This is a genomic window from Adlercreutzia faecimuris, from assembly GCF_022669055.1.
In the GTDB taxonomy this organism is placed as follows: Bacteria; Actinomycetota; Coriobacteriia; order Coriobacteriales; family Eggerthellaceae; genus Enterorhabdus; species Enterorhabdus faecimuris.
This window is the reverse complement of record NZ_JAJMLW010000003.1, coordinates 188,951-214,324: the sequence shown is the minus strand read 5'-3', so window position 1 is coordinate 214,324 and position 25,374 is coordinate 188,951. Positions and strand designations below refer to the sequence as shown.

Here is a 25,374-nt window from a genome sequence, read left to right as displayed (position 1 = left end):
CACCTGTTCCTAGAAGCGGTAGTGGGAGAAGGCGCGGTTGGCCTCGGCCATCTTGTACATGTCCTCGCGCTTCTTAACGGCGGCGCCGGTGTTCTCGGACGCGTCCATGATCTCGGCGGCCAGGCGCTGCTTCATGGTGTGCTCCTTGCGCTTGCGGGAGAAGTCCACGATCCAGCGGATGGCCAGCGTGGTGGCGCGGCGGGAGTTGACCTCCATGGGCACCTGGTAGGTGGCGCCGCCGACGCGCTTGGGCTTGCACTCGAGCGTGGGGCGGACGTTGTCCATGGCCTTCTTGAAGACGGACAGCGGGTCCTGGCCGGTCTTCTCCTCGACGATGTCGAAGGCGCCGTAGACGATGCCCTCGGCGATGGACTTCTTGCCGTCAAGCAGGACCTTGTTGATGAGCTGCGTGACGAGGCGGTTGTTGTACTTGGCGTCCGGCTGCGTTTCGCGGCGGACGGCTGCTGCACGACGCGGCATGTAGTTCTCCTTCTTGCTCCTGCGCGCTTCCGGGGTCTTTCACTCCCCATTAGGCCCGGGGCCGCCGGCCCTTCCGGCGTGTCCCCTGCGCGGGCCCGCGCGACTTAACGGTTATTTCGGGCGCTTGGCGCCGTAGCGGCTGCGGGCCTGCTTGCGGTTGTCCACCGGCGCGCAGTCGAGCGCGGCGCGGATGACCTTGTAGCGGACGCCGGGGAGGTCCTTGACGCGGCCGCCGCGGATGAGCACCATCGAGTGCTCCTGCAGGTTGTGGCCGATGCCGGGGATGTAGGCCGTGACCTCCATGCCGTTGACCAGGCGCACGCGGCAGACCTTGCGAAGCGCGGAGTTCGGCTTCTTGGGGGTGGTGGTGTACACGCGGGTGCACACGCCACGCTTCTGCGGGTTGCCCTTGAGAGCCGGCGTCTTCTTCTTGTCAGCCGTCTTCTTGCGGCCCTTGCGGACCAGCTGGTTGATTGTAGGCAAGACTCTTCCTTTCTTCTTCCCACTTCCGAGCTTACGTTTTCAGGTACGCTCAGCTGTTGCGCACGCGAAAAAGAGCGCCTCCGAGAGGCGCGAACGAGAATATTATGCCTCCTCCCGCAGCTTGTCAAACGCCACGGTGCCGGGCGTATCCATAGTGAGGCGATGACGTTTCCCCAGGTCAGCAGAAGGCGGGGAAACGAGGGTGGGGAAATCGGGAGGCGACCGCGAAAAACTTGCGCCCCGCCGCGCGGCGGGGCGCGTGCGCGCTGGGGGGGGCGCGTCGGGCGCGCGTACTGGGAAGCCGGCTGCGCGCGGGCGGGACGCCGCGCGCCGGGCGGCGGCCTATCCCGCGTACTCGGCGATGAGGGCCTCGACGAGGCGGGCGGCGCCCTCGAGGTCGCGCACGGCGATGAGCTCGTCGGTCGAGTGGAAGTTCGCCATGCCGATGCCGAGCGTCACCGCCTGGCACCCCTTGGCGCCGAGCACGTTGGCGTCGGCGCCCCCGCCGGTGCGCGCCAGGCGCGGGGCGAGGCCCGCCGCGCGGGCGGCCGCGGCGGCGCGGGCCACCACGGGCGCGTCGTCGTCGAACAGGACGGCCGGGTAGTCGAGCGCCCACGTCACCTCGACGGCGCCGCCGAGCGCCGCGGCGGCCCGCTCGCAGGCGGCGGTCATGGCGTCGCGCTGGGCGAGGGCGCGCCCGGCGTCGAGCGAGCGGCACTCCCCCTCCAAACGGCAGGAGGCGGGCACGACGTTGACGGCCGTGCCGCCGGCGATGACGCCCACGTTGGCCGTGGTGCGCTCGTCCAGCCGGCCGAGCCCCATGGCCGATACCGCGGCCGCGGCCATGGCGATGGCCGACGCGCCGGCCTCCGGCTCGACGCCGGCGTGGGCCGCGCGGCCGCTGAACTCGGCTGCCATCGTCCAGTGGCAGGGCGCGCCCGTGATGATGGTGCCGGGGCGCCCGTCGGCGTCCAGGACGTAGCAGGGCAGCGGCGTGCCGGGGGCGGGGCGCCCACCGGGGGCGCCGTCGAAGCCCGAGGCCAGGCCGGCGGGCCACGCGAGCGCGCCCTCGGCCAGGGCCGACGCGCCGAGCAGGCTCTGCTCCTCGCAGGTGGTCAGGAGCACGGTGAGGTCGGGGCGCGGGGCGCCGGCCTCCATCGCCGAGCGCACGCCCTCCAGGATGGCGGCGATGCCGGCCTTGTCGTCGGCGGACAGGATGGTGGCGCCGGCCGAGCGCAGCACCTCGAGCGCGGGCCCGTCGGGCTCGTAGGCAGGCCCCATCTCAGCGGCGGCCACCTCCTCGCGCACGACCTCGATGCCGGCGCAGGGCATCACCGTGTCCAGGTGCGCCGCCAGGGCGAGCCGCCCCGGCGCGGTGCCCGGCAGCCGCGCGATGAGGTTGCCCGTATCCGACCCGGTCGCCTCCGCCGACCCGTCGACCTCCACGGCAAAACCCAGGTCGGCCAGCAGGCGCGCGCAGAGGGCGGCCATCGGCGCCTCGTGAAACGAGGGGCTCTCGACGGCGACGAGGTCGAGAAAGGAGGACAGGAGGCGATCGGCGTTCATGGGGGGGCCTTTCGGTCGGGAGCGACGGGCGGCTGGCGGCCGGGCCGCCACGCCCGATGATAGCCCTCGGCGCGGCACGCGGGAAGGCGGCGCGGGCCCGGCCGGCCCCTAGCGGACGGGAGCGGGCTTGATGACGACCTCCTCGTCGCGGCGGATGCCGGCGGGGGTGCGGGTGAGGGCCTCGTGCTCCTCGACGATCACGCCGGCGGCGCGCTGGGCGTCAAGACGGCGGTTGCGGAAGTAGACGGCCCAGTTCACGGCCACGCAGGCGACGTTGATGAAGTAGACGGCGAGCACCCAGGTGAAGCTGCCGGAGGCGAACTTGGCGGCGATGCCGGCGAAGTAGCCCAGCGTGATGAGCCCGATGAACTGCCAGCTCGTGCCGGCGGCCGTGCGGGCGCGATAGTTCTTGTAGGCGTTCATCGGCCAGGACAGGCCGAAGCAGACGAGCATGATGGCTTCCAGTATCTCAGCCATGGGGACGGGATCGCTTCCTTCGCGTAGGTCGGGGTCGGGCGCGTTTTCGCACGGCCCCGATTCTAGGCCCGCATCGCCGCCCGTTGCCCAAACGATACGTTATCTTCAAAGATGCGGGATGCCGCGGGAAGGAGCTCGCCCGCCGAGGGCCATCCCGCCCACGCGCGGCGGGCCCTCCCGACGCGCACGCGCCCGGCGACCCTAGGAGCCGAGGATCCTGGCGGCCACCTGCTTCTTGCGGGAGAGGATGCCGGGCATCCAGACGCCGCCCTCCTCGGGGCACTCGATGTTGAAGACGCGGTTGACGATGCGGCGGTTGCCCTCGACGATGAACTGGCTGCCCTCGGCCAGGATGTCGGTCACCATCAGCAGCACGAACTCGTAGCCGTGCAGGGCCTTGAGCTCGGCCATGTGCTGGCGGATCTCGGCCTCGCGCGCCATGACGGCCGGCAGGTCCACCGTCTCGTGCTGGGCGATGAGCACCGTGTGGTCGCCGAACTGGAACTCCTTGGAGTCGGCCTCGACCAGCTTCTCCACCGGCATGTTGTCCTCGCCGCCGCGGGTGCGGAACACCTTCAGGCCGAACTCGGTGGGGTCGACCCCCAGTATCCCGGCGAGGTAGTCCACCTGCTCGCGGTCGACGTCGGTGGCGGTGGGCGACTTCAGGATGACGGTGTCGGTCATGATGGCCGACAGCAGCACGGCCGCGATGTCGGCGGGCACCTCCACCCCGTACTTGCGGAACTCCATGGTGACGATGGTGGCGGTGGAACCCACGGGCAGGTTGAGGAACTTGATGGGGTTGGCGGTCATCACGTCGGCGATGCGGTGGTGGTCGAGGATCTCCACCACGTCGGCCTCCTCGATGCCGTTGGCCGCCTGGCGCGTCTCGTTGTGGTCGACCAGGATGACCTTGCGCTTGGGCCGCGCGGCGATGTCGGAGCGCGTGACGATACCCACGGCGAACCCGTCGTCGTCGACCACGACGCCCTCGCGCAGCTCGCTGGCCATGAGGTCGTCGGCGGCCTCCTTCAGCAGGGCCTCGCGGTCGAGCACGAGCACGTTGGTGTAGGTGAGGTCGTCCACGCGCTGCCCGAGCGACTCGATGAGCGACGAGGCGACGGCCATGGGGTTGGCGTTCTCGCCGTCCAGCGCGTCGGTGGCCGAGATGTAGCGCTCGGCGATGGCGCGGGTGGAGATGAGGCCGCGGAAGGTGCCGTCGTCGTTGGTGACCACGAGCGAGCGCACGTTGAGCTGGCGCAGGCGGCGGCCCGCCTCAAGCATGCTGGCATCGTGGCTGATGGACTCGGGGTCGGGGGTCATCACGTCGCAGACGCGGGCGTGGACGTGGGGCAGCTTGCGCGGCGCGGGGATGCCGTTCTGGTCGAGGATCCACCGGCTCTCCGGCGGCAGGGGGCCCAGGCAGGCGGGGATGTACTCCAGCTTGGAGGCGGTTCCGTCCCGCTTGGCGAGCTCGTTCTTCAGGTACGCGTACCCCACTGCGGCGCAGATGGAGTCGTTGTCGGGGTTGCGGTGCCCCACGACGATGACGGGCGACGCCATGGCCTTCCTCTCCTTGTCGGCAACAATTCCGGGGCAGTATACCCCGGGGCCCGCGGGGCGCGGCCGCGATGTGGTAGCTTCGTCGTCAAACCCCCATGTTTCGGGGGACGGGCGGCGCGGCCGGGCGGTTCGGGCGCGCCCGCGGCGGGCCTTGGGGCCGCGTCGCGATCGAGGCGAGGAGCGACCATGAGGAACTACGGGCTGCGCGACATCATCGGGCCGGTCATGGTGGGGCCCTCGAGCTCGCACACGGCGGGCGCGCTGGCCATCGCGGCCATGGCGCGGCGGCTCTGCGCGGCGCCCCCCGCGGCGGCGTCCTTCACGCTGTACGGGTCGTTCGCCCACACGGGGCGCGGCCATGGCACCGACCGGGCCCTCGTGGCCGGGATGCTGGGGCTTTCCGCCGACGACCTGGCCATCCGCGACTCCTTCGCCCTGGCCGAGGAGGCCGGCCTGGCCGTCGAGATGACCTTCGACACCGACGCCGAGCCCGAGCACCCCAACACCGTCGACATCGCCGTGACCGACGCCGAGGGCGCCCGCCTCACCCTGCGCGGCGTGTCGGTGGGCGGCGGGGCGGCCGTCATCACGCGCATCAACGGCGTGGAGGTCAACGTCACCGGCGAGCACACGAGCGTGGTGGTGCACCAGCGCGACGTGCGCGGGGTGCTCGCCCACATATCCTCGTGCCTGGCGCGCTGCGGCGTGAACATCGCCACGGCCAGCCTCTACCGCACGGCCAAGCACGACGACGCCTACACGGTCATGGAGACCGATGACGCCGTGGACGAGGTGGCGCGCGAGGTCATCCTGGAGCACCCGGCCATCTACGACGTGCGCGTCATCGCGCCGAGCTTCGCCGACTCCGACGGCGACCCGGTGTGCGTGCCGCTGGACGCCGAGGCGGCCTTCGAGCGCTGGAACTACGCCGACGGGGCGGGGCTTCTGGAGACGTGCGCCGCCGAGGGGCTGACCATCGCCGAGGTGTTCTACCGCCGCGAGCAGGCCCTGCGCACCATGCAGGGGGTGACCGCCGAGGTGGGGCCCTACCTGCGCCGCGTGCTCGAGGTCATGCGCGCGGCCGCGACCGGCCCGGTGGAGCGCCCCGTGGCGTCCACCGGCGGCCTCATCGGCGGCGAGGCGCGCAAGATGGCGCTCGCCTGCGGGGACGGCGCGCCGGTGCTCGACCCGCTGGCGGCGCGCGCGGCCGTCTACGCCCTGGCGGTGCTCGAGACCAACGCCGCCATGGGCCGCATCGTCGCGACGCCCACGGCCGGGTCAGCCGGGGTGCTGCCGGCGGTGCTGCTCGCCCTGCAGGACCTGCGCGGCCTGTCGGACGAGACGCTCATGGAGGGGCTCATGACGGCGGCGGCCGTGGGCTACGTCATCGCGCGCAACGCGAGCGTGTCGGGCGCCGAGGGCGGCTGCCAGGCCGAGGTGGGCTCGGCGGCGGCCATGGCGGCGGCCGCGGCGGTGGCCATGGCCGACGGCACGCCCGACCAGGCGCTCGCCGCGGCCGCCAACGTGATGATGTCGATGCTCGGGCTCGTCTGCGACCCGGTGGGGGGACTGGTGGAGGTGCCGTGCCAGAAGCGCAACGCCACGGCGGCGTCCATCGCGCTGGTGAGCGCCCAGATAGCGCTGTCCGGCGTGCAGAATCTCATCAGCTTCGACGAGGCCGTGGCCGTCATGGACGAGGTGGGCCGCGGCCTGCCCTTCGAGCTGCGCGAGAGCGCCCTCGGCGGCATCGCCGCCGCCCCGAGCGCCTGCGCCTGGTGCAACGCCTGCTGCTAGCGCGGGCGCCCCGGCGGGCGCGTCAGCGGGCGCGCCCGCCTAGCCGCCGATCTTCACGATGGGCGCGTAGTCCTTCAGCAGCTTCTTCGTCTGGCCAGTCTTGGCGAACTTGACGTGGAGGGTGTCGCCGTCCACCTTGGTCACCTTGCCGCGGCCGAAGGTCTTGTGGTCCACCACGTCGCCGGCCGCGAAGGTCACCTTCGCGGCGTCCTTCTTGCCGATGTCGCGCGCGCCCGCCCCGGCGCCGGAGCGCCCGGCCCGGCCGCGGTCGCCCCGCCCGGCCGACCCCGACGCGCTCGAGCGGCCGAAGACGCGGCCCTCCCCCGCCTCGGTGCCCGACCCGGCGATGCCCCGGCGGCTCCCGCGCTTCTCCCACCCGGTGCCGGAGAACCCGGCCGACCCGAGACCCGAGGTGCGGCGCAGCTCGGCGGGGATCTCCTGGATGAAGCGGGACGTGGGGTTCGACGAGGTCTGGCCGAAGATCTGGCGCTGCTGGGCGCAGGTGAGGTAGAGGCGCTTGCGGGCGCGGGTGATGGCCACGTAGGCCAACCGCCGCTCCTCCTCGATGCTGGCCGCATCGCCGATGGAGTTCATGTGCGGGAACAGCGACTCCTCCATGCCGCCGACGAACACGCAGTCGAACTCGAGGCCCTTGGCGGAGTGCACCGTCATGAGCGTGACGGCGTGGCCGTCGTCGGTCACCGTGTCCAGGTCGGTGCGCAGGCGCACCCACTCGATGAAGTCGGCCATGGAGTCGCCGCGCAGCACGCGCGCCGGGGCCTCGCCGGCCTCGCCGTCGGCCGTGGGCGCCTCGTAGAGCGCGTCGTCGTCGGCGTGGGTCTGCGAGAACTCCTCGACCACGCCCATGAACTCGCGGATGTTCTCCACGCGCCCGCGCGCCTCGTCGGTGTTCTCGGCTTCGAGCGCCTCGATGAGCCCCGCCTGGTCGACGATCATCTCGATCACGCGGCGCAGCTCGCCCTCGTAGGTGCGCGCCGTCTTGATGAGCGCGGTGAACTCCCCCACCGCCCGCTGGGTGGCCGGGCGCACGTCGGGGTCGACCACGGCCAGCTCGGCGGCGTCCATGAAGGGCAGCCCCAGCTCGCGGGCGAACTGCTCGATGCGCTCGATGGTGGTCTTGCCGATGCCGCGGCGCGGCACGTTGATGACGCGCTTGGCGGCGATGTCATCGGCCGGGTTCACCACCAGCGTGAGGTAGGCCATGACGTCGCGGATCTCGGCGCGGTCGAAGAAGCGCGTGCCGCCCACGATGCGGTAGGGCACGCCGGCGCGCAGCAGCATGTCCTCGAGCATGCGGGACTGGGCGTTGGTGCGGTAGAAGACGGCCATGTCGTCGTAGGACAGGCCCTCGGCGCGCCGCCGCTCGATCTCGCCGGCGATCCAGCGCCCCTCGTCGCGCTCGTCGGCGGCCAGGTACACCTCGATCTTGTCGCCGTCCTCCGACGCGGTGAACAGCCGCTTCGCCTTGCGGTGCTGGTTGTTGGCGATGACGGCGTTGGCCGCGGCCAGGATGTTGCCCACGCTGCGGTAGTTCTGCTCGAGCTTGACGGTGGCCGCCGCGGGGTAGTCGGCCTCGAACTCCAGGATGTTGCGGATGTCGGCGCCGCGCCACGAGTAGATGGACTGGTCGTCGTCGCCCACCACCATGAGGTTCTGGTGCCCCGCGGCCAGAAGGCGCGTGATCTCGTACTGCGCGTGGTTGGTGTCCTGGTACTCGTCGACCATGATGTAGCGGAAGCGCCGCTGGTAGGCCTCGAGCACGTCGGGGTGGTTCTTCAGCAGCAGGAAGGCGTAGACGAGCAGGTCGTCGAAGTCGAAGGCGTTGGCGGCCTTGAGGCGCTCCTGGAGCCGCGCGTACACCCGCGCGGCCACCTTCCCCACCGGGTCGACGGCCTGGCGCTCGAAGTCGCCCGGCACGATGAGCTCGTTCTTCGCCTGGGAGATGCGGCCCATGAGCGCGTTGACGGGGAAGCGCTTGGGGTCGATGTCGAGCTCGGCCATGATCTCCTTGTAGAGGCGCTTCTGGTCGTCGGTGTCGTAGATGGTGAAGCTGCGGGTGAAGCCGAGGCGCTCGGCGTCGTCGCGCAGGATGCGCACGCACATGGAGTGGAAGGTGGACACCCACATGCCGCGGCTGCGCGGGCCCACCAGGCCCATCAGGCGCTCGCGCATCTCGGCGGCCGCCTTGTTGGTGAACGTGATGGCCAGGATCTCCCAGGGCGCCACGCCGAGGTCGTCGATGAGGTGCGCGATGCGGTAGGTGAGCACGCGCGTCTTGCCGGAGCCGGCGCCGGCGAGCACCAGCAGCGGGCCCTCGGTGGTGAGGACGGCCTCGCGCTGCGGGCCGTTCAGGGTGTCGATGTCGATGGGCATGGGGTTCCTTCTGGGTTGGGGGATGCGCGTGAGGGCGGCCGGGAGGGGGCTTCGGTCGCCTCCTCGCTGCGCGGGGCTGTGGTGGGATACCACAGCCCCGCTTGCTGCGGGGGTGCTCCCTCAACTCCCTCCCGGCCGCCCTCACGCGCATCGCGATCAGAATCGGCCCTCCATTCTAGCGCCATCCTCGCGCGGGCGGGGGAAATCTCGGGGAATCCCACAGGGCGCAGGCGGGCGCGCAGCCGCCGGCACGCTCGGGATCGCGCGCCTTCGAAACGGCGGCCGGCTCTGCAAATTCGCTCGGTTCTGCACCCTCAGCAGGCCGGCTTGCGCGCCGATCCTCCGATGTGCCAACGCGCGACCTGGGCAAACGCCGGCGCTCGTCTCCCGGCACGGACTTCACGCCGCCTAGCTGGGGTGCAGAACCGAGCGAATTTGCGGGATCGCGCCCTTTTTCCGAGGTCGGCCCCTCCTTCTCTCGCATGGCGGTAGGCTATTATTCGATAGACACCACTAATCAGGATGGAGGGCGCGGATGGACTCGATGGAGCGCGGGCTGGCCGAGGCGCGGGCCTACCTGGCAGGCAACGCGGCGCTGCGGCAGGCCGTCGGCGCGGCGCCCGGCGCGGTGCTCGAGCCGCGCCCGCTCGGCATGGGCGAGCACAACCTCAACTACGCGTTCGCCGACCCGGCCGACGGGCGGCGCTTCGTGCTGCGCGTCAACGTGACGCGCCAGCCCTTCCACGACAACCAGGTGCGCTACGAGTTCGACGCGCTCACCGCGCTCGCGCCGAGCGGGCGGGTGCCGGCGCCGCTCTACCTGGACGACGGGCCGGACGCGCCGGGGCACGGCGCGCTCGTCATCGGCTTCTGCGAGGGCGACGAGCTCGACTTCGACCGCCTGCGCCCGGGCGACCTGCGCTGCGCGGCCCAGCTGATGGCCGACGTCCACGCCGTGCCCGTGGGGCCCAACTGCCCGCTCCACCGGCCGACCGACCCGCTGCGCGAGCTCTTCGGGGAGTGCCTGGCCCGCTTCGACCTGTACCGGGCCTCCCCCGCCGAGGACCCGCGCATCACCCGCTGGGTCAACGCGCTCACGGCCGCGGCGGCGGCCGTCGCCGACACCCCCGCCGCGCCGGGCGACTGCGCCCACATCGTCAACACCGAGCCGCTGCCGTCGCACTTCCTCATCCCCGCCGCCGCAGCCGCCGAGGCGGCGCGGGCGGGGGCCGATGACGAGGGGGTGGGTAGAGGCGCCGACGTTCCGACGGCGAGCGCTGCGGCAGCCCCGGCGACGCGGGGCGGCGGCGGGGTCAGCCTCGCCGTCGGCGTGGCGCACCCTGCCGGCGGCGCGGGCGCGCGGGGGCGGCTCTGCGCCGCGCCGGGCTCCTTCGTCGACTGGGAGCGGCCGGTCATCGGCGACGTGGCCCAGGACGTGGCCTTCTTCACGGCGCCCACCACCACCTTCTGGGACAGCGACTACCTCATGGGCCCCGACGTCGCCGCGGCCTTCGTCGAGGACTACTGGCGCGCCGTGGACGGCCGCTTCTCGCGGGGCGCCTTCGACGCGCGCTATCGCGCCTTCCGCATGATGGCCGCGCTGCGCGCCGTGGCCTGGTGCTGCCGGGCGCTCGCCCAGTTCGGCGCCGACCCGCGGCTGCACCGCACCGACCGCGCCGTGGCCAAGGTGCCGGCCTACCTGTCCGACGAGTTCCTGGAGATGCTCGCCCGCGACTGCTTCGGCCTGTAGGCCGGGCGCGCGCCCGCCTCGCGCTGGCGAGCCGACGACCGGGGTCGGCGGCGGAGATGCGCCGGTGTGATAAGTCCCGCCTTCTGGCGCTATCTGCCCGAAAAGGCGACTTATCACATCGCGCCGCCGAAAAATGCGACTTATCACACCTGTTTGGGCCGCCGATGGCCAACAGCACGTCGCGCGGCTCAACTTGACCAGGGGAAATGCTGAGAAGCTCCCTTGATCGCCCGGCGAACGAGCCCGAAGACGTGTGATAAGTCGCATTTTCTGGCACGTTCGCGGCGCGGGCGGGGTGGGCGAACGGGCGGCGGGCGTGGCGGCAGCACAGGCGCGCGTCCGCATCCCGCGCAGGCGACGCGGGCGGCGCGGTCGCGACGAAGATGGCGGGTGCGCCGGCGACGCGCGCCGGCATCCCGCACGGGCGCGCCGGCGGCGTGGACGCGCGGGCGAGCAGCAGGCGATCAGAGGGCGAGGGCGGGCTCCCAGTCGGGAACGGCGGCCTCGCGGGCGGAGACGTGGACCGAGGCGGCGTCGGCGGCGGGGCGCGTGAGACGGCGGCGCAGCTCGTCGCGCCGCGCGGGGCCGATGCCCAGCTCGTCGGCGATGAACGCCTCCATGCCGCCGAAGCGCGCGACGACGGCCTCGTGGAAGGCGCGCAGGTTCTCGGGGCGGGCGCGGTGCGCGGTGGTGAGCTGGCGGCCGCGGGCCGCGTCGCCGCCGGCCAGGCGCGTGAAGCGGGCCAGGTTCTCGGCCTCGCGCCGGTCGCGCGCCACGTTGGTGAGCAGGTAGTCCTCGAGCACGGCATCCGGCTCGGCGCCCAGCACGGCCAGGACGAGCAGGGCCGTGATGCCGGCGCGGTCCTTGCCGCCGCTGCAGTGGAAGTAGACGGGCAGCCCGCGCTCGGCGCGCTCGAGCGCCTCCGCCACCACGGCGCGCATCTGCCGCGTGGTGAGCGGGTTGGCGAGCGAGCGGTAGAAGCGGTCGGGGTCGCAGGGCACGTCGCGACCGACGACCTGGCCGGCCTGGGCACCCTCGGTGTACTCGATGCCCACCTTCTCCCTGTCGTAGAAGGGGATGTGCAGGTTGGGCACGGCGGCCGGCCCGCGGTCGGGCGCGGCGTCGCGCTCCCAGCCGCAGCGCAGGTCGATGACGCAGCTCACGCCCAGGCGGCCGAAGAGGACGGCCTCGTCGGCCGCGGTGAGGCCCGCGAGCGACGCGCCGCGGAAGAGCAGGCCGCGCTCGACCTCGCGGCCGCCCCGGACGGGCAGCCCGCCCAGGTCGCGCACGTTGTCGACCCCCTCCAGCTCGATGACGCGATCCACCGGGCCCTCCCCCTCTCGCCGGCCGCGAGGACGCGACCTCATCCGCTATTAGACGCTGTCGATTATACGCTCCCGACGCATCGATGGCGACCGGCCGCCGCGCCGCCGGTCGCGCCGCGGTGACGGACGGGCGGCGGCCGCGTGACAGGAGGCGCGCCGGGCCCCGCCGCGCGGCGTGCCGGAGCACAATAGGGCAAACCATCCGTCGAGAGGAGACGCCATGACGAGGAAAAAGGCCGCCCGGCCGGTGCCCCGCGTCGACGAGGAGGCGCTGCGCGCGTCGGCGCGCGCCCACGGACGCGACGTGCTGGCCAACGACCAGCCGGTGGTGCTGGAGTCGTCGGCCGCCGACCCGGAGCTGCCCGCGATGCAGGAGTTCGAGGTGGACGCGGACGGCCCCAAGGGCTCGACGCGGCGGCACCCCGGGCTCATCTGGGGCGTCATCGCCGTCGTGGCCGTCGCGCTCCTGTGCGCAGCCTTCGCCGCCGCCGGCGACTGGTTCACCCCCGGCCAGGCCGAGCGCGACGCCCAGACCGAGTTCGAGGAGCAGACCGTCCCCGAGGACCTCGGCGCCAACGAGGATCCCGCCGCCGAGCAGGCCGCGTAAGCCGAGGCCCCGCCGGCAGGTGCGGGCGGGGCCTCAGGTGGGCTTCTCGCGGCTTGCGCGGCTCTGCGCGCGGGCGCGGCTTGCGTGGCGGGCGCCAGACGCGGGCGCGCGGGCGCGGCTCGCGCAGTTGGCGCTAGACGATCTTCTTGCCGAACACCGCCGCCACGTCGCGCAGCTCGCCGACGAGCTGCTCGAACTGGGCGGGGGTGAGCTGCTGGGGGCCATCGGACAGGGCCGCCGGCGGATTGGGATGCACCTCGATCATGAGCGAGTCGGCGCCGGCCGCCACGGCCGCGTAGGCCAGGCTCGGCACCAGGTCGCGCTGGCCGGCCGGGTGCGACACGTCGATGCACACCGGGTACAGCGACTGCTTGTGGATGACGGGCACCGCCGCGATGTCGAGCGTGAAGCGCGTCGCCGTCTCGAAGGTGCGGATGCCGCGCTCGCATAGCACCACGTTGTCGTTGCCGCAGTCGGTGATGTAGTCGGTGGCAGCCAGCCACTCGGCGATGGTGCCGGCGAAGCCGCGCTTGTACAGCACCATCTGGTGCGTGTCGGCCGTCACCTGGCCGATCTTCTTCAGTAGGCTGAAGTTCTGGAAGTTGCGGGCGCCCACCTGCAGGCCGTCCACGTAGTCGGCCACCAGCTGGCAGTGGGCCGAGTCCATGACCTCGGTGAGCGTCTTCAGACCGTACTTCTGGCCGGCGTCGCGCATGATGCGCAGCGCCTCCTCGCCGAGGCCCTGGAAGGAGTGCGGGTTGGTGCGCGGCTTGAACGCGCCGCCGCGGATCCAGGAGAGGCCGAGGCCCTTGATGCAGGCGGCCACCTCGTCGAACTGCTCGGGGGACTCCACCGAGCAGGGCCCGGCGTAGATGGTGATCTCGTCCGTGCGCTGGCCGAGATCGGGGATGGGGGCAATCTTCACTTCGCTCATACGGACGGCGTCTCCTTCATGACCTTGAGGATGGTGGCGTAGATCTCGCGCAGGTTCTCGTTGTAGAGGGGACCCTCGTTATAGCCGTCCACCTTGGCGAATATCTCCTCCTCGCGGCGCGCGTCGTAGAGGCCCAGGTGCGCACCGGGCTTCAGACCGCGGATGACCAGCGAATGGCCCGCGCGCTTGTTGAGGAGCGCGACGAGCTCGCGATCGATGGCGTCGATCTGCTCACGATGCTTCTGGATCTCGGCAAGATTGCTGTTCTCTTCAGACATCGCTTTTCCTTTCCTGCTTGGTGCTTTAACGAGCCTGGCCGCGCGGCGCGCCGTGGGCGGGAGCGGGCCCTCGTGTGCCAGCCATGATAGCAAAGGAGCCCGCGCACGCGGGCTCCCGGGGAAAAGCGAGGAAAGATTTAGCCGAGCGGAAACACGGCGGCGGCGCGCGGGGCGTCGCGGGCTGGCGGCGGGCGCGCGGGACGGGGGCGCCTCGCAGAGCGCCGCGCAGGGCGGCCTGCCGGCGCGGCGCCCGGCGGGACGGGACGCGAAGCGTCGGCGCCCCCCCCGCACGCGGACGGCGCGTCGCGGGCTAGCGGCGGGCGCGCAGCTCGCGCTGCTCGCGGCGGGCCGCCAGCTCGATGAGCAGATCGCCCGCGCCGTTGAGCACCATGAGGCCGCCCAGCACGTAGATGAACATGAGCGTGGTCTCGAAGGGGTTGGCGATGATGACGACGCCGCCGATCGCCACGGCGACGCTCACCACCAGGCCGACCACCCAGGTGTAGCCGCCGAGCGGCCGCAGCTCCCAGGACCGCACCGCGCTCACGACGCCGCAGAGCGCCAGCACGATGCCCAGCAGCAGCGAGAAGATGCTGGCGATGGCCTCGGGGAACAGAAACACGATGAGCGCCAGCACCAGCATGAACACGCCGCTGGTGAGCACGGCCGGGCTGTGGTGCGCCGGGGACGCCGCGCGCTGGTAGCTGACGAGCGACGCGATGCCCGAGATGGCGAAGAACGCCCCGAACAGGTAGATGACGGTGGTGATGGTGACCCCCGGCCACAGAAGGACGAACAGCCCCAGCACGATGAACACGACCGCCTGGACGAGCATGTTGGAGCGGATGACGTTGAGAAGCGACTCCATGGCCCCTCCCTTCCTCTCACGCGCCCGGGCCGCGGGCGGGCCCTCCCGGGCGGCCTCACAGGTGGCTCCGGCCCGCCTCCCGCCAGGATACGGGCGGCGCGGGCCGCGCGACGCGGCGGGGCGGCCGTTGGCACGGGGCCGTCACGGCGCCGCAAGCCACGCGTTTCCCCCACGCATACCCCTTTGCGCAGAATTGGCGCGCAAAATGGCCCGAAACGACGGTTTGACGACAAATAGGAGCCGGATTCGGAGGGAAACCGAGGGAATCCGAGGCTCGGCGGTCAGCTTGGCGAAGCGCGACCTGGGGTTTTGGCGGGGCGGCGGCTCGGCTTGGCGCGCGGAGCGTCGTCAAACCGTCGTTTTCGGCCATTTTGCGCGAAAAACCTGCACGCAGGAGGATGGGATGCGGAAAAGGGAGAGAGAGGGGGCACGCGGAGGGGGGGGGGTGCGGAGAAGGGAGAGAGGGGGGCACGCGGAGGGGGGGCTGCGGGGAAGGGAACGCACGCGAATGCCCCGCGCGAAAACGCGACGAGGCCCCCGGTCGGGGGCCTCGCCAGCGAGGGAGGGATGCGCGCGGGCCACAGCCGCGCCGCGCGGACGCGCTAGCCGCGGGGCGTCTTGCGGCCCTGGCGCCACAGGCCCCAGGCCGCCCGCGCGTTGATGAACACGTGGACGAGCAGCAGGGCGAGCAGCACCTTCGCCGACACGGCGTGCAGCGGGTTCCAGAAGTAGTAGCCCTCGGCGTAGAGCCCGAGCGCCGGCAGCACGGCCCCCGACACCATGAGCCCCGACACCATCACGACGGCGAGCGCCACGGCCAGGAGGCACGCGAGCACCGTCCTCCCGGCGCGGGCCGCCCGGGCCGGGCCGGGCGATCCGGCGCGGCGGGCCGAGGAGGCCACCTGGCCCAGGTGCTGGGCGAGGTGAACGGCCAGCACGAGGAACACGGCCAGGCCCAGCCACTCGTGGGGCGCCACGCCCGTGAGCGAGGGCAGGGACACGACGACGTAGGCGATGAGCGCGACGGCGTCGATGACGAGCTTGCGGGACATGGCGTCACCTCACCTTCCGGACGACGAGCACGAGCGCGATGACGACGGCCACGGGCATGAGGATCCACAGGTTGAGGCTCGCGTCGCTCGCCTGGTGGTAGCGGGAGGTGAGCGTGTCCCAGGCGTGGCACTCGACGCTGGCGCAGCCCGCCTCGGGGCAGGTCATCTCGTGGACGCCGTCGGGCTCGGGCACGTCGTCGAAGCCGTGGCACGAGCCGCTGGCGCAGCCGGTGGCCGGGCAGGGCGACGACTCCTCGATGGGCACGGGCAGCGGCGCCTGGCCGGGCCGCGCGAGCGCGCCGGCACCCACCACGAGCGCCCCGAGCGCGAGCATCACGGCCAGTGTGATGGCGAGCTTCTTCACCATGGGCTGAGACCTCCTCCTCAGGGGACGAACGGGAAGCGGCGGCGCGCCGGCGGAGGGATTGCCGGCGCGCCGCGCGGGAGGGAGGACGAGCCTACTCGTCCTCGCCGGGAGCCGGCTTGAGCGGCAGCATCTTGATGCCGAGCAGGAAGATGAGCGCCACGAGCCCCAGCACGCCGAGGGTCACGCCGAACTCGATGGGCGCGGGCCAGTAGACCATGCCCTGGTAGGCCTGCTCGAGGTTGCCCTGCCAGTTGGTGATGGTCGACGGCGTCATGATGGCGGGCCACTCGATGTTGGGCACCTGGAAGCCGCCGACGAGCAGCTGCACGCGCTTGCAGAGGATGGCCAGGATGGCGGCCACGCCGGCGAGCGCCATCAGCGGGTTGGTGCGCAGACTCGGCACGAAGCAGATGACGGCGGCCAGCACCGACAGGACGATCTCGCCCCAGAAGAAGGGCGCGAGCGGGCCGGACGTGAGCATCTCGACGATGGCCACGCCACCCGCAGCCGGGAAGGCCTCGGTGAGCAGGTCGCAGCCGAAGAAGTACAGGTCAACCAAGAGGAAGGCGCCCAGGAGCTTGGCGAGCTTCACCAGGTAGGCCTGGTCGAGCTTGAGGTAGCCGGTCGCGCGCAGCGCCAGGGCCACCACCATGACTAGGCCGGTGCCGCACACGAGCGCCGAGGACACGAACCACGGGCCGAGCAGCGCCGTGTGCCACATCTCGTGGGACTGCTGCAGGCCGAAGATCCAGGCGGTCACGGTGTGGACGAGCACGGCCACCACGAGCGCGATGACGGAGATCACGCGCAGGGCCGTGGCGGACACCTTGCCCCTCTCATGCTGGAGCATGGCCCAGAGGTAGACGCAGGACAGGATCAGGTAGGTGCCCAGCACGATGATGTCCCACATGAGGGGCGAGCCCAGGTTGGAGTACGCGAACAGCTCCCACAGGCGCACCGGCTGGCCGAGGTCGACCACGACGAAGGCGATGGCGCCCACGGTGCAGGCGATCGACGTCATGACGGCGATCTTGGAGATGCCGCCGAAGCCCTTGATCCCGAAGGCCTTGGGCACCGACGAGATGATGAGGCCGCCGGCGGAGAGCCCGACGAAGAACATGAACATCGTGATGTAGAGGCCCCAGCTGTCCAGGTTGCGCATGGCGGTCTGAACCATGCCGCCGGAGAGCTGCACCACCCACAGGATGATGCCGAGCACCGCCAGCACGGCGCACGCGCCGATGGCGATGGTGAGGCCCTTGCCGCCGCCCTTGGCAGCGGGGGCCTTCGCGGCCACGGCCGCAGTGTTATCAGTCATAGCATTCTCCTTCGAAGGAGGCGCGCCGCCTCACGCGGCGCGCGGCGGGACGGTTACACCAGGTAGTACACGGAGGGGCGGGTGCCCTGCTCGGGGAGCAGCTGCATGTACTCGCGCTCGCGGATGAGCTGGCTCACCTCGCTCGAGGGGTCGTCGAAGTCGCCCCAGAAGCGGATGCGCGCCGGGCACGGCTCGATGCAGGCCGGCTTCTCGCCCTGGGCCAGGCGGTGCCAGCACATCGTGCACTTCTCCACCACCTGCTTCTGATGCTGCGGGATGTCGAGCGAGCCCATGGGCTGGCCGATGGCGTACTGGGGCTCCTCCCAGTTGAAGGAGCGAACACCCGTGTAGGGGCAGGCGCTCATGCACATGCGGCAGCCGATGCACTTGTCGTAGTCCTGGCGCACGACGCCGGTCTCCGGATCCTGGTAGGTGGCGCCCACGGGGCACACCTTCACGCAGGCCGGGTTCTCGCAGTGCTGGCATCCCATGGGGATGTTGCGGATGGTGAGGTTGGGGTAGGTGCCCGCCGGGGTGTCCATGTTGGGACCGCCGTCGGTGAGGATGCGGTTCCACCAGATGGAGTCGGGCAGGTTGTTCTCGACCTTGCAGGCCACCGCGCACGAGTGGCACGAGATGCAGGACTTGCTGTCGATGACGAATCCGTAGTGCGTCATTATCTATCCTTTCCGTCCCACGGGCGAATCTCGCAGAGCACGTCCATGAAGTTGTTGTTGACGATCCACACGTCGAACTCCGTGGAGCTCAGGTTGGACCAGCCGCCGCCCTTGTGCTGGCTGAGCTGCCAGCCCTTGGGGTACACGAGCGTGCCGGGGCGGATGGCCTCGGAGTAGATGGCCTTGGCCACGGCGGTGCCGCGGTCGTTGTAGGCCTCGATGTAGCTCTGGTCGGCGATGCCGCGGGCCTTGGCGTCGGCCGGGTTGATCTTCACGATGGGCTCGGGGTCGATCTCGCGCAGCAGCGGGGTCGAGAACCACTGGGAGTGCACGCGGTAGCGCGGGCGCTCGCTCATGAGCACGAGCGGGTACTTCTCGTAGAGCGGGTTCTCCGGCCAGGCCTCCAGCGGCGGCTCGAAGTGGGGCAGCCGCTCGGCCGCCACCTGCTCGGCCGTCGGGGTCTTCGTGGTGGGCGTGCGCGGCACCGGCGTCTCGCGGTAGAACTCGAAGCGGCCGGTGGGCGTGGCGAACGCGCCGTTCTCGTAGGCGATGTAGGGCTTCTTCTCGGCGTCGCCGGGGATGAAGCGCACCTGCTTCTTGTCGCGCAGGTTGTCCATGCTGGCGCCCACGGCCGTGGCGATGGGGCCGCTGAACAGGCTGTCGAGCACCTCGGAGGTGGACTGGGTGAAGAACTCGCCCAGGCCGAGCTTCCCGGCCAGCTCGCGGATGATGTCCGGGTCGGCCTTGGACTCGTAGAGCGGCTCGATGGCCTTCTCGTTGTAGTTGTAGGACGAGCACTGGCCGGCGTTGGCCACCTCCTCCAGCTCGAACCACTGGGCCACGGGCAGCACCATGTCGGAGTACATGGCCGTGTCGGTGAGCGCGGAGTCGGCCGTCACCACGTAGTCCATGGCGGGGATGATGACGTCGGTCCAGGCGTGGGTGTCGGTGTGGGTGTTGAGCGGGTTGGCCGAGTACATCCACAGCATCTTGATGTCGGCGTCCTTGCCCTGGAACTTCTTCTGCTCCACGACGTTCTTGAGGTCGACGCTGGCGATGTTGAAGCCGGTGGACGGGCCCTTAGGGGCCGTGTACTGGGCGGCGGCTATGTTGGTGATGAGGCCGATGCCCCAGAACGCGCCGTAGGAGGCGCCGGGCTTGCCGAGGTTGCCGAGCAGCGCGCACAGGGTGAGGCCGGCCACGGTGGTCTGGCCGCCGTTGTTGTAGGCCTGCGGGCCGTAGCCCTCGTAGTGGTAGACCGGGCCGTCGATGACGATGTCGGCGAGCTCCTCGATGTCGGCGACGGGGATCTCGGTGAGCTCGGAGACCTCCTCGACGGTGTGCTCCATGATGTTGTCGACCAGCAGGTCAAAGGCCGTGCGGCACTCGACGCCCTCGAAGTCGCAGGTGCCCTCGATGGCGGGCGCGGCGGCCTCGGTCTCGGGGACGATGGCGCCGTCGACGAGCACCATCACCGGGTCGAGCATGATCTCCTGGCCGGTGGTGGCGTCCACCTGGCCCGTGGCCGTGGGGGCCACGCCGGTGTCGGAGCGGCGCAGGAACTTGCCGGTATCGGAGCGCACCAGGTAGGGCGCGACGGTGTGCTGCTGGAGGTAGGCCACGTCATGGGCGCCGCGCTCGATGACCAGGCGCATGAGCGCCAGCTTGAGCAGCGTGTCGGTGGCGGGGCGGATGGGGATCCACTTGTCGGCCTGACTGGCGATCTGGGTGAAGATGGGGTCGATGACCACCAGCTTGACGCCGGCCTGCTTCGCCTCCTTGATGAGGTGCCAGTTCTGGATCTGGGCGTCGGTGATGTTGGCGCCCCACACGACGATGGTCTTGGCGTTGACCGCGTCGGTGGGCTCGTTGCCGTTCCACATCATCATGCCCATGAGGGGGCTCACGTAGTTGCCGGCCACCGCGGCCATGCCGTAGTAGCTGCCCATGTCCAGGCACGGGCCGATGTTGCTGGCGTTGAGCAGGGCGATCAGGCGGCTGTAGGCGCTCGTGATGCCGGCGGCCTGGTTGCCCGAGGCCGTCAGGAACGCGACGGCCGACTCGCCGTACTTGCCCTGGATCTCCTTGATCTTGCCCGCGATCTCGTCGAGGGCCTCGTCCCAGGTGACGCGCTCCCACTGCCCGGCCCCGCGCTCGGTGCCCTCGGCACGGCGCATGGGGTACTGCAGGCGCTGGGGATCGTAGATGCGCTGGACGTGGGACAGTCCGCGCTGGCAGATGCGGTCGTAGCAGCTCTCGTTGTACGGCGCGCGGGTGGTCTTCATCACCTTGCCGTCGTGCACGTGCACGTTCAGGTGGCAGAAGCCGAAGCAGTTGGGGCGGCAGACGCCCCGGTAGACCTGCTCCTCGGCGCTGCCGGCAGTCACCGGCGCGGCGCCCTCCGCGAGCGCGACCGTCGGCGCCGCGGCGCCGACCGCCACGGTGGCGGCTCCGGCGACGGCGGTCGTCTTGAGGAAGCTCCGACGCGTGAGCCCGCCGAGCGGGCTAGCAGTTCCCGACATTTACTCCTCCTTTGAGGGACGTGTCGGGATATCCCCCTTGGGCAGCTGGCGGGTTTCCCAGCGCGGCGCCAAGTCCCCCTCGGCGCGCGACGGGCCCTCCCCCACCGGGCCCAAGCCAAAACTCACAGGATATCCCCCTCCTTGCGCGAGCCCCGCCGGCCCGTCCGCGCCCCGCGCGGCCCCGGCCGGTGCGAGGATCGCACCCTGTTAAGAATCGGCCAAATTCTCTACGCGCCACTATACCTTGCTGTCATATGACAATCAAGATAGTCATATGACAATTTTTACTAGAGAAAGGAGGCGCCGGGCCGCGCGGGAGGGGGCGCGGCCCGGCGGGCTGAGGGGCCGGGGCGGCGTCGGACACGTGCGACGCCGCCCGGGCCGGGGCGGAAGGGGCTAGTCCTCGCCGGGGGCCGGCTTGAGCGGCAGCATCTTGATGCCGAGCAGGAAGATGCCGACGGCGAGCGCGATGACGCCGAGGGCCACGCCGAACTCCAGCGGGGTCGGCCAGTACACGAGGCCCGCGTAGGCCTGCTCGAGGTTGCCCTGCCAGTTGGTGATGGTCGACGGCGTCATGATGGCGGGCCACTCGATGTTGGGCACCTGGAAGCCGCCCACCAAGAGCTGCACGCGCTTGCAGAGGATGGCCAGGATGGCGGCCACGCCGGCGAGCGCCATCAGCGGGTTGGTGCGCAGGCTCGGCACGAAGCAGATGACGGCCGCGGCCACCGACAGGACGATCTCGCCCCAGAAGAAGGGCGCGAGCGGGCCGGACGTGAGCATCTCGACGATGGCCACGCCGCCCGCGGCCGGGAAGGCCTCGGTCAGGAGGTCGCAGCCGAAGAAGTACAGGTCGACCATGAGGAAGGCGCCCAGGAGCTTAGCGAGCTTGACCAGGTTGGCGCGCTCGACGGACAGGTAGCCCGCCTTGGAGAGCGCGATGGCGATGACGAGCACGAGCCCGGTGCCGCACACGAGCGCCGAGGACACGAACCACGGGCCGAGCAACGCCGTGTGCCACATCTCGTGGGACTGCTGGAGCCCGAAGATCCAGGCGGTGACGGAGTGCACGAGCACGGCGCAGACGAGCGCCACCACGCTGATGACGCGAAGCGCCGTGTGCGAGACCTTGCCCCGCTCGTTCCGCACCTGGGCCCAGAGGTAGACGCAGGACAGGATGAGGTAGGTCATGAGCACGATGATGTCCCACATCAGCGGCGAGCCCAGGTTGGAGTAGGCGAAGAGCTCCCACATGCGCACCGGCTGGCCGAGGTCGACCACGACGAAGGCGATGGCGGCCACGGTCGCCGCGATGGAGCTCATGACGGCCACCTTCGAGATCCCGCCGAAGCCGCGGATCCCGAAGGCCTTGGGGACGGAGCTGATGATGAGGCCGCCGGCGGAGAGCCCGACGAAGAACATGAACAGGGTGATGTAGAGGCCCCAGGAGTCCAGGTTCCTCATGGCGGTCTGGATCATGCCACCCGAGAGCTGCACCACCCACAGCACGATGCCGAGCACCGCCAGCACGGCACACGCGCCGATGGCGACGTTCAGTCCCCGGCTTCCGCCCTTGGCGGCAGGCGGCTTGGCGGCCACGGCCGCAGCGTTGTCAGTCATAGCGTTCTCCTCCTTCGGAGAAGGCGCGCCGCCTCGCGCGGCGCGCGACGGGACGGTTACACCAGGTAGTAGACGGACGGGCTGGTGCCCTGCTCGGGGAGCAGGTGCTGGTACTCGCGGCCCTTGATGGCCTGGCTCACCTCGGATTCCGGGTCGTCCAGGTCGCCCCAGAAGCGGGCGCGCGCCGGGCACAGGTCCATGCACGCCGGCGTCTCGCCGCGGGCGATGCGCTGGTAGCAGAACGTACACTTCTCCACCACGTGCTTCTGGTGCGGGGCGATGTCCGCGTCGCCGAGGGCGAAGTCCATCGCGTAGCCGGGCTCCTCCCAGTTGAAGGAGCGCACGCCGGTGTAGGGGCACGCCGACATGCACATGCGGCAGCCGATGCACTTGTCGTAGTCCTGGCGCACGATCCCCGTCGCCTCGTCGCGATAGGTGGCGCCGACCGGGCACACCTTGACGCAGGCCGGGTTCTCGCAGTGCTGGCAGCCCAGGGTGTAGTAGCTCATGGAGACGGCGGGGTTCTCGCCCGCGGGCGCGTCGGGGGCGTCCCCTCCCCTCGTCAGGACGCGGGTCCAGAAGACGCCCTCAGGGACGTCGTTGGCCACCTTGCACGCCACCGTGCACGCATTGCAGCCCATGCAGCGCCTGACGTCGATCGCCATGCCGTAGCGCGTCATCGCTACTCACCCCCTTCCCACTTCTCGACTTCGCAGAGGAAGTCGTAGAAGCAGCTGTTCGAGCAGAAGTCGTTCATGTAGCGGTTCGTCAGGTCCTGGGCGTGGCCCTCCACGTACTGCGAGGCGTTCCACCCGTGCGGGATGGAGACGACGCCCTGCTTGATGCCCTCGGTCACCTTCGCCTTGAGCACCACTGACCCGCGGTCGTTGAACGCGCGGACGTAGTCGCCCTGGGCGATGCCGCGCTCGGCGGCGTCCCGGGCGTTCATGCGCAGCAGCGGCTCGGGCTCGATCTCGCGCATGACCGGCGTGGTGGCCAGCTGGGAGTGGACGTGGTAGCGCTCGTGCTGCCCCAGGCCGAAGAGCGGGTACTTCTCGCGCAAGGGGTTCTCCCAGTAGGACTCGTTGGCGCGGGTGTAGTAGGGGTAGCGCTCGTATTCCGCCACCTCCTGGCCGAAGTTGTTGCGCACGAAGGGGCGCTCCAGGTAGTACTCGAGGCGCTGCGTCTTCGTGAGGGCGAACTTGTCGATGAACACCTCGTCGTCGTTGATGGTGTAGTTGCGCACGAGCCTATTGTCCTTGAAGGCGTCGTAGCCGGCGTCGTGGGCGAGGTTGGCCGGGGTGTCCATGATCTCGCGGAGGTACTCCTCGTCGGTCTTCGTGTAGAGGTCGTCCATGCCCAGGCGGCGGGACAGGTCGCGGAGGATCTCCAGGTCGGTGCGGCACTCGTAGAGCGGGTCGACGATCTTGCGCTGGAAGGGCGGGTAGGGCGTGAAGCTCATGGTCATGAAGTCCTCGGACTCGAACACGTGCGGGATGGGCAGCACGAGGTCCGAGTAGCAGGCGGTGTCGGTCATGGTGATGTCGGCCGTCACCACGAAGTCGACCTTCTTCACCGCCTCGATGAGCTCGAGGCGCCCCGACTCGTTGCACAGGGGATTGCCGTTGTTGACCCACAGCACCCGGATGGGCAGGTCCTTGCCGGCCCACTTCCCCGTCTCCATGATGTCGGGCAGGTACATGCCGCAGATGTCGAGGCTCTTCTCCGTGCCCGCCACGAAGGGCAGCGGGTTGGTGGGGAAGGAGCCGAAGCCCAGGGCGGCGTGGCCGAGCGGCGTGCCGCCGGGGACGCCCGCGTTGCCGGTGAGGGCCGCGATGAACATGAGGTTCTTGTAGTTGTGGTGCGAGTTGGCGTGGTGGCCGAGGCCCTGGTTGGTGTGGATGTAGACGGGGCCCTCGGTGGCGTAGGTGCGCGCCAGCCACTCGATGTCGTCGGGCAAGAGGTCGCAGATGTCGGCGGCCTTGTCGACGGTGAACTCGCCGATCTTGCCGCGCACGAGCTGGTAGACCGTCTGCACCGGCTGGCCCATCGCGTCGTAGTCGCCCATGAGCGCCGGATCGGCCGCGGTGGCGGCGTCGGCGAAGGCGCCCGCGGCGGCGTCCCACACCTGGAGCGGGTCGATGACCGTGGGCTGCCCGGTGAGCGGGTTGACCGGGCCCTCCTGGGGCGTGATGCCCAGGTCGCTCGCCCGCAGGTAGGTGCCGTCGCCCTTGACGAGCAGGGGCGACACCGTGCGGGCCTTCATGAACTCCTCGTTCACGAGGTCGTTGTCGATGATGTAGTTGGCCATGGCCAGCATGAGGGCGCCGTCGGTGCCGGGGCGGATGGCGAAGTAGCGGTCGGAGTGCATGGCCGCGGACGTGAACTGCGGGTCGATGGTGATGAGCTTGGCGCCCTTCTCGCGGGCGCGGCAGACGAACTGCCAGTCGGCCGGGTAGGCGTCGGTGGGGTTGGAGCCCCAGACCAGGATGGTGTTGGCGTTGGGCGTGTCGGCGATGTCGTTGCCCATGAACAGGGTGAGCGCGTAGGCGAAGAACATCTGCGCCCAGTCGGCGCCCGGCCCCAAGATGGTGGCGCCGGTGCGGGAGAGGAAGCGGCCGTAGGCCACCGACCCCGCGCCGCTGCCGTTGAGGACGCCGCAGCTGGCGTAGGAGTTCCACAGGGCCACCGACGGCCAGCCGTACTCGTCGACCGCGGCCCGCATCTTGGCAGCGACCTCGTCGAGCGCCTCGTCCCAGCTGACGCGCTCCCACTGGCCGGCGCCGCGCTCGGTGCCCTCGACGCGGCGCATCGGGTACTTCACGCGGTCGGGGTCGTAGAGGCGCTGGGGCTGGGCGTAGCCCTTGACGCAGATGCGCCGGTAGTTCGCGTCGTCGCGCTCCTCCATGCGGGCGGCGGCCACGCGGACCACCTTGCCCTCGCGCACGACCACCTGCTGGGGGCAGCGGCTCCCGCAGTTGCCCTTGCAGGCGCTCAGGTAGCATTCCTCGCCCGCCGTGGCGGCGGGCGCGTCGGCGGCGGCCAGCTCCAGGCCGCTTCCGACGGAGAGCGCGGCTGCGCCGGCTAGGCTAAGAGCTGCCCCCCCCCGGCGGTCTTGAGAAAGGCGCGGCGGGTGAGCCCGCCGTGCGAGCTGGTGGTTCCTGACATCTCTCCTCCTCGGTCAAAGGTGCGTCAGGATATCCCCTCGCTTAGACTCGGATGGCGCGCGCCGCCGCAGGCGGCTCCCGCCTCGGATCCCCAGAACTCCCCCGATCTCCAAATCTACCGGATATCCCCTT

21 protein-coding genes are annotated in these 25,374 nt (G+C 70.7%); 3 read left to right on the top strand and 18 right to left on the bottom strand.

What is annotated here, in order from left to right; genetic code table 11:
• Positions 1-9 precede the first annotated feature (9 nt).
• From rpsG to LPT13_RS08810, 5 genes are all read right to left on the bottom strand, one after another.
• The gene (gene rpsG, locus LPT13_RS08830; RefSeq protein WP_242165739.1) at positions 10-480 is read right to left on the bottom strand and encodes a 30S ribosomal protein S7; all 471 of its coding nucleotides are present in this window, start codon (positions 478-480) and stop codon (positions 10-12) included.
• A 111-nt stretch (positions 481-591) separates the two neighbouring features.
• A complete protein-coding gene (rpsL, locus tag LPT13_RS08825; protein ID WP_242165737.1) occupies positions 592-963 on the bottom strand; it encodes a 30S ribosomal protein S12 in 372 nt (123 codons plus the stop codon).
• A 342-nt stretch (positions 964-1,305) separates the two neighbouring features.
• Positions 1,306-2,529 carry a M20/M25/M40 family metallo-hydrolase gene (locus tag LPT13_RS08820; protein WP_242165735.1) on the bottom strand — a complete coding sequence of 408 codons (1,224 nt, stop codon included), beginning with the start codon at positions 2,527-2,529 and terminating at the stop codon, positions 1,306-1,308.
• Between the two features lie 108 nt (positions 2,530-2,637).
• On the bottom strand, positions 2,638-3,006 hold the full coding sequence (locus LPT13_RS08815; protein WP_242165733.1) for a hypothetical protein: 369 nt from the start codon (positions 3,004-3,006) through the stop codon (positions 2,638-2,640).
• Between the two features lie 201 nt (positions 3,007-3,207).
• On the bottom strand, positions 3,208-4,569 hold the full coding sequence (locus LPT13_RS08810) for a putative manganese-dependent inorganic diphosphatase (RefSeq protein WP_242165731.1): 1,362 nt from the start codon (positions 4,567-4,569) through the stop codon (positions 3,208-3,210).
• Positions 4,570-4,755: 186 nt separating this feature from the next.
• On the opposite strand from LPT13_RS08810, the gene sdaAA reads away from it, so the two are divergent.
• A complete protein-coding gene (gene sdaAA / locus LPT13_RS08805; protein WP_242165729.1) occupies positions 4,756-6,363 on the top strand; it encodes an L-serine ammonia-lyase, iron-sulfur-dependent, subunit alpha in 1,608 nt (535 codons plus the stop codon).
• A gap of 39 nt (positions 6,364-6,402) precedes the next feature.
• Here the strand turns inward: sdaAA and LPT13_RS08800 are convergent, their stop codons facing one another.
• Positions 6,403-8,757 (bottom strand): ATP-dependent helicase, encoded by a 2,355-nt coding sequence (locus tag LPT13_RS08800; protein ID WP_242165727.1) that lies wholly within the window; start codon positions 8,755-8,757, stop codon positions 6,403-6,405.
• Positions 8,758-9,292: 535 nt separating this feature from the next.
• Between LPT13_RS08800 and LPT13_RS08795 the strand changes: the two genes are divergently transcribed.
• The gene (locus tag LPT13_RS08795; protein WP_242165724.1) at positions 9,293-10,507 is read left to right on the top strand and encodes a phosphotransferase; all 1,215 of its coding nucleotides are present in this window, start codon (positions 9,293-9,295) and stop codon (positions 10,505-10,507) included.
• A gap of 464 nt (positions 10,508-10,971) precedes the next feature.
• On the opposite strand, the gene LPT13_RS08790 is transcribed toward LPT13_RS08795, so the two are convergent.
• On the bottom strand, positions 10,972-11,832 hold the full coding sequence (locus LPT13_RS08790) for a tyrosine-protein phosphatase (protein WP_242165723.1): 861 nt from the start codon (positions 11,830-11,832) through the stop codon (positions 10,972-10,974).
• A 220-nt stretch (positions 11,833-12,052) separates the two neighbouring features.
• On the opposite strand from LPT13_RS08790, the gene LPT13_RS08785 reads away from it, so the two are divergent.
• Positions 12,053-12,439, top strand: a complete 387-nt coding sequence (locus tag LPT13_RS08785) for a hypothetical protein (protein ID WP_242165721.1) — start codon at positions 12,053-12,055, stop codon at positions 12,437-12,439.
• Between the two features lie 133 nt (positions 12,440-12,572).
• On the opposite strand, the gene aroF is transcribed toward LPT13_RS08785, so the two are convergent.
• The 11 genes from aroF to LPT13_RS08730 form a co-directional block, all read right to left on the bottom strand.
• Complete coding sequence (gene aroF / locus LPT13_RS08780; RefSeq protein ID WP_242165719.1) at positions 12,573-13,373, bottom strand: 3-deoxy-7-phosphoheptulonate synthase; 801 nt, start codon at positions 13,371-13,373, stop codon at positions 12,573-12,575.
• On the bottom strand, positions 13,370-13,651 hold the full coding sequence (locus LPT13_RS08775) for a chorismate mutase (protein WP_242165716.1): 282 nt from the start codon (positions 13,649-13,651) through the stop codon (positions 13,370-13,372). The genes aroF and LPT13_RS08775 overlap by 4 nt, the downstream gene beginning before the upstream one ends.
• Positions 13,652-13,961: 310 nt before the next feature.
• Positions 13,962-14,519, bottom strand: coding sequence for an HdeD family acid-resistance protein (locus LPT13_RS08770; RefSeq protein WP_242165714.1), 558 nt, complete (start codon positions 14,517-14,519; stop codon positions 13,962-13,964).
• Between the two features lie 602 nt (positions 14,520-15,121).
• Positions 15,122-15,571 (bottom strand): DUF4405 domain-containing protein, encoded by a 450-nt coding sequence (locus LPT13_RS08765; protein WP_242165712.1) that lies wholly within the window; start codon positions 15,569-15,571, stop codon positions 15,122-15,124.
• Between the two features lie 4 nt (positions 15,572-15,575).
• Positions 15,576-15,938, bottom strand: a complete 363-nt coding sequence (locus LPT13_RS08760) for a hypothetical protein (protein WP_242165711.1) — start codon at positions 15,936-15,938, stop codon at positions 15,576-15,578.
• Positions 15,939-16,029: 91 nt separating this feature from the next.
• Positions 16,030-17,256 (bottom strand): NrfD/PsrC family molybdoenzyme membrane anchor subunit, encoded by a 1,227-nt coding sequence (gene nrfD / locus LPT13_RS08755; RefSeq protein WP_242165709.1) that lies wholly within the window; start codon positions 17,254-17,256, stop codon positions 16,030-16,032.
• 53 nt (positions 17,257-17,309) lie between these two features.
• Positions 17,310-17,933, bottom strand: a complete 624-nt coding sequence (locus LPT13_RS08750) for a 4Fe-4S dicluster domain-containing protein (RefSeq protein WP_242165707.1) — start codon at positions 17,931-17,933, stop codon at positions 17,310-17,312.
• Positions 17,933-20,455, bottom strand: coding sequence for a molybdopterin-containing oxidoreductase family protein (locus LPT13_RS08745; protein ID WP_242165705.1), 2,523 nt, complete (start codon positions 20,453-20,455; stop codon positions 17,933-17,935). Before LPT13_RS08745 ends, LPT13_RS08750 begins: the two co-directional genes overlap by 1 nt.
• Positions 20,456-20,851: 396 nt before the next feature.
• Positions 20,852-22,075 carry an NrfD/PsrC family molybdoenzyme membrane anchor subunit gene (gene nrfD / locus LPT13_RS08740; RefSeq protein ID WP_242165703.1) on the bottom strand — a complete coding sequence of 408 codons (1,224 nt, stop codon included), beginning with the start codon at positions 22,073-22,075 and terminating at the stop codon, positions 20,852-20,854.
• A 56-nt stretch (positions 22,076-22,131) separates the two neighbouring features.
• Entirely contained in the window at positions 22,132-22,755 is a 624-nt protein-coding gene (locus LPT13_RS08735; RefSeq protein WP_242165701.1) for a 4Fe-4S dicluster domain-containing protein, read from the bottom strand.
• Between the two features lie 2 nt (positions 22,756-22,757).
• Complete coding sequence (locus LPT13_RS08730) at positions 22,758-25,022, bottom strand: molybdopterin-containing oxidoreductase family protein (protein WP_242165699.1); 2,265 nt, start codon at positions 25,020-25,022, stop codon at positions 22,758-22,760.
• Positions 25,023-25,374 lie beyond the last annotated feature (352 nt).

Bases quoted from the DNA above. Each gene is read 5' to 3' on its own strand.
- LPT13_RS08770 (WP_242165714.1), bottom strand. From the start codon at position 14,519: ATGGAGTCGCTTCTCAACGTCATCCGCTCCAACATGCTCGTCCAGGCG.
- LPT13_RS08795 (WP_242165724.1), top strand. From the start codon at position 9,293: ATGGACTCGATGGAGCGCGGGCTGGCCGAGGCGCGGGCCTACCTGGCA.
- LPT13_RS08800 (WP_242165727.1), bottom strand. From the start codon at position 8,757: ATGCCCATCGACATCGACACCCTGAACGGCCCGCAGCGCGAGGCCGTC.
- LPT13_RS08775 (WP_242165716.1), bottom strand. From the start codon at position 13,651: ATGTCTGAAGAGAACAGCAATCTTGCCGAGATCCAGAAGCATCGTGAG.
- rpsG (WP_242165739.1), bottom strand. From the start codon at position 480: ATGCCGCGTCGTGCAGCAGCCGTCCGCCGCGAAACGCAGCCGGACGCC.
- nrfD (WP_242165709.1), bottom strand. From the start codon at position 17,256: ATGACTGATAACACTGCGGCCGTGGCCGCGAAGGCCCCCGCTGCCAAG.
- LPT13_RS08760 (WP_242165711.1), bottom strand. From the start codon at position 15,938: ATGGTGAAGAAGCTCGCCATCACACTGGCCGTGATGCTCGCGCTCGGG.
- aroF (WP_242165719.1), bottom strand. From the start codon at position 13,373: ATGAGCGAAGTGAAGATTGCCCCCATCCCCGATCTCGGCCAGCGCACG.
- LPT13_RS08745 (WP_242165705.1), bottom strand. From the start codon at position 20,455: ATGTCGGGAACTGCTAGCCCGCTCGGCGGGCTCACGCGTCGGAGCTTC.
- LPT13_RS08765 (WP_242165712.1), bottom strand. From the start codon at position 15,571: ATGTCCCGCAAGCTCGTCATCGACGCCGTCGCGCTCATCGCCTACGTC.
- LPT13_RS08815 (WP_242165733.1), bottom strand. From the start codon at position 3,006: ATGGCTGAGATACTGGAAGCCATCATGCTCGTCTGCTTCGGCCTGTCC.
- nrfD (WP_242165703.1), bottom strand. From the start codon at position 22,075: ATGACTGACAACGCTGCGGCCGTGGCCGCCAAGCCGCCTGCCGCCAAG.
- LPT13_RS08810 (WP_242165731.1), bottom strand. From the start codon at position 4,569: ATGGCGTCGCCCGTCATCGTCGTGGGGCACCGCAACCCCGACAACGAC.
- LPT13_RS08750 (WP_242165707.1), bottom strand. From the start codon at position 17,933: ATGACGCACTACGGATTCGTCATCGACAGCAAGTCCTGCATCTCGTGC.
- LPT13_RS08820 (WP_242165735.1), bottom strand. From the start codon at position 2,529: ATGAACGCCGATCGCCTCCTGTCCTCCTTTCTCGACCTCGTCGCCGTC.
- LPT13_RS08735 (WP_242165701.1), bottom strand. From the start codon at position 22,755: ATGACGCGCTACGGCATGGCGATCGACGTCAGGCGCTGCATGGGCTGC.
- sdaAA (WP_242165729.1), top strand. From the start codon at position 4,756: ATGAGGAACTACGGGCTGCGCGACATCATCGGGCCGGTCATGGTGGGG.
- LPT13_RS08785 (WP_242165721.1), top strand. From the start codon at position 12,053: ATGACGAGGAAAAAGGCCGCCCGGCCGGTGCCCCGCGTCGACGAGGAG.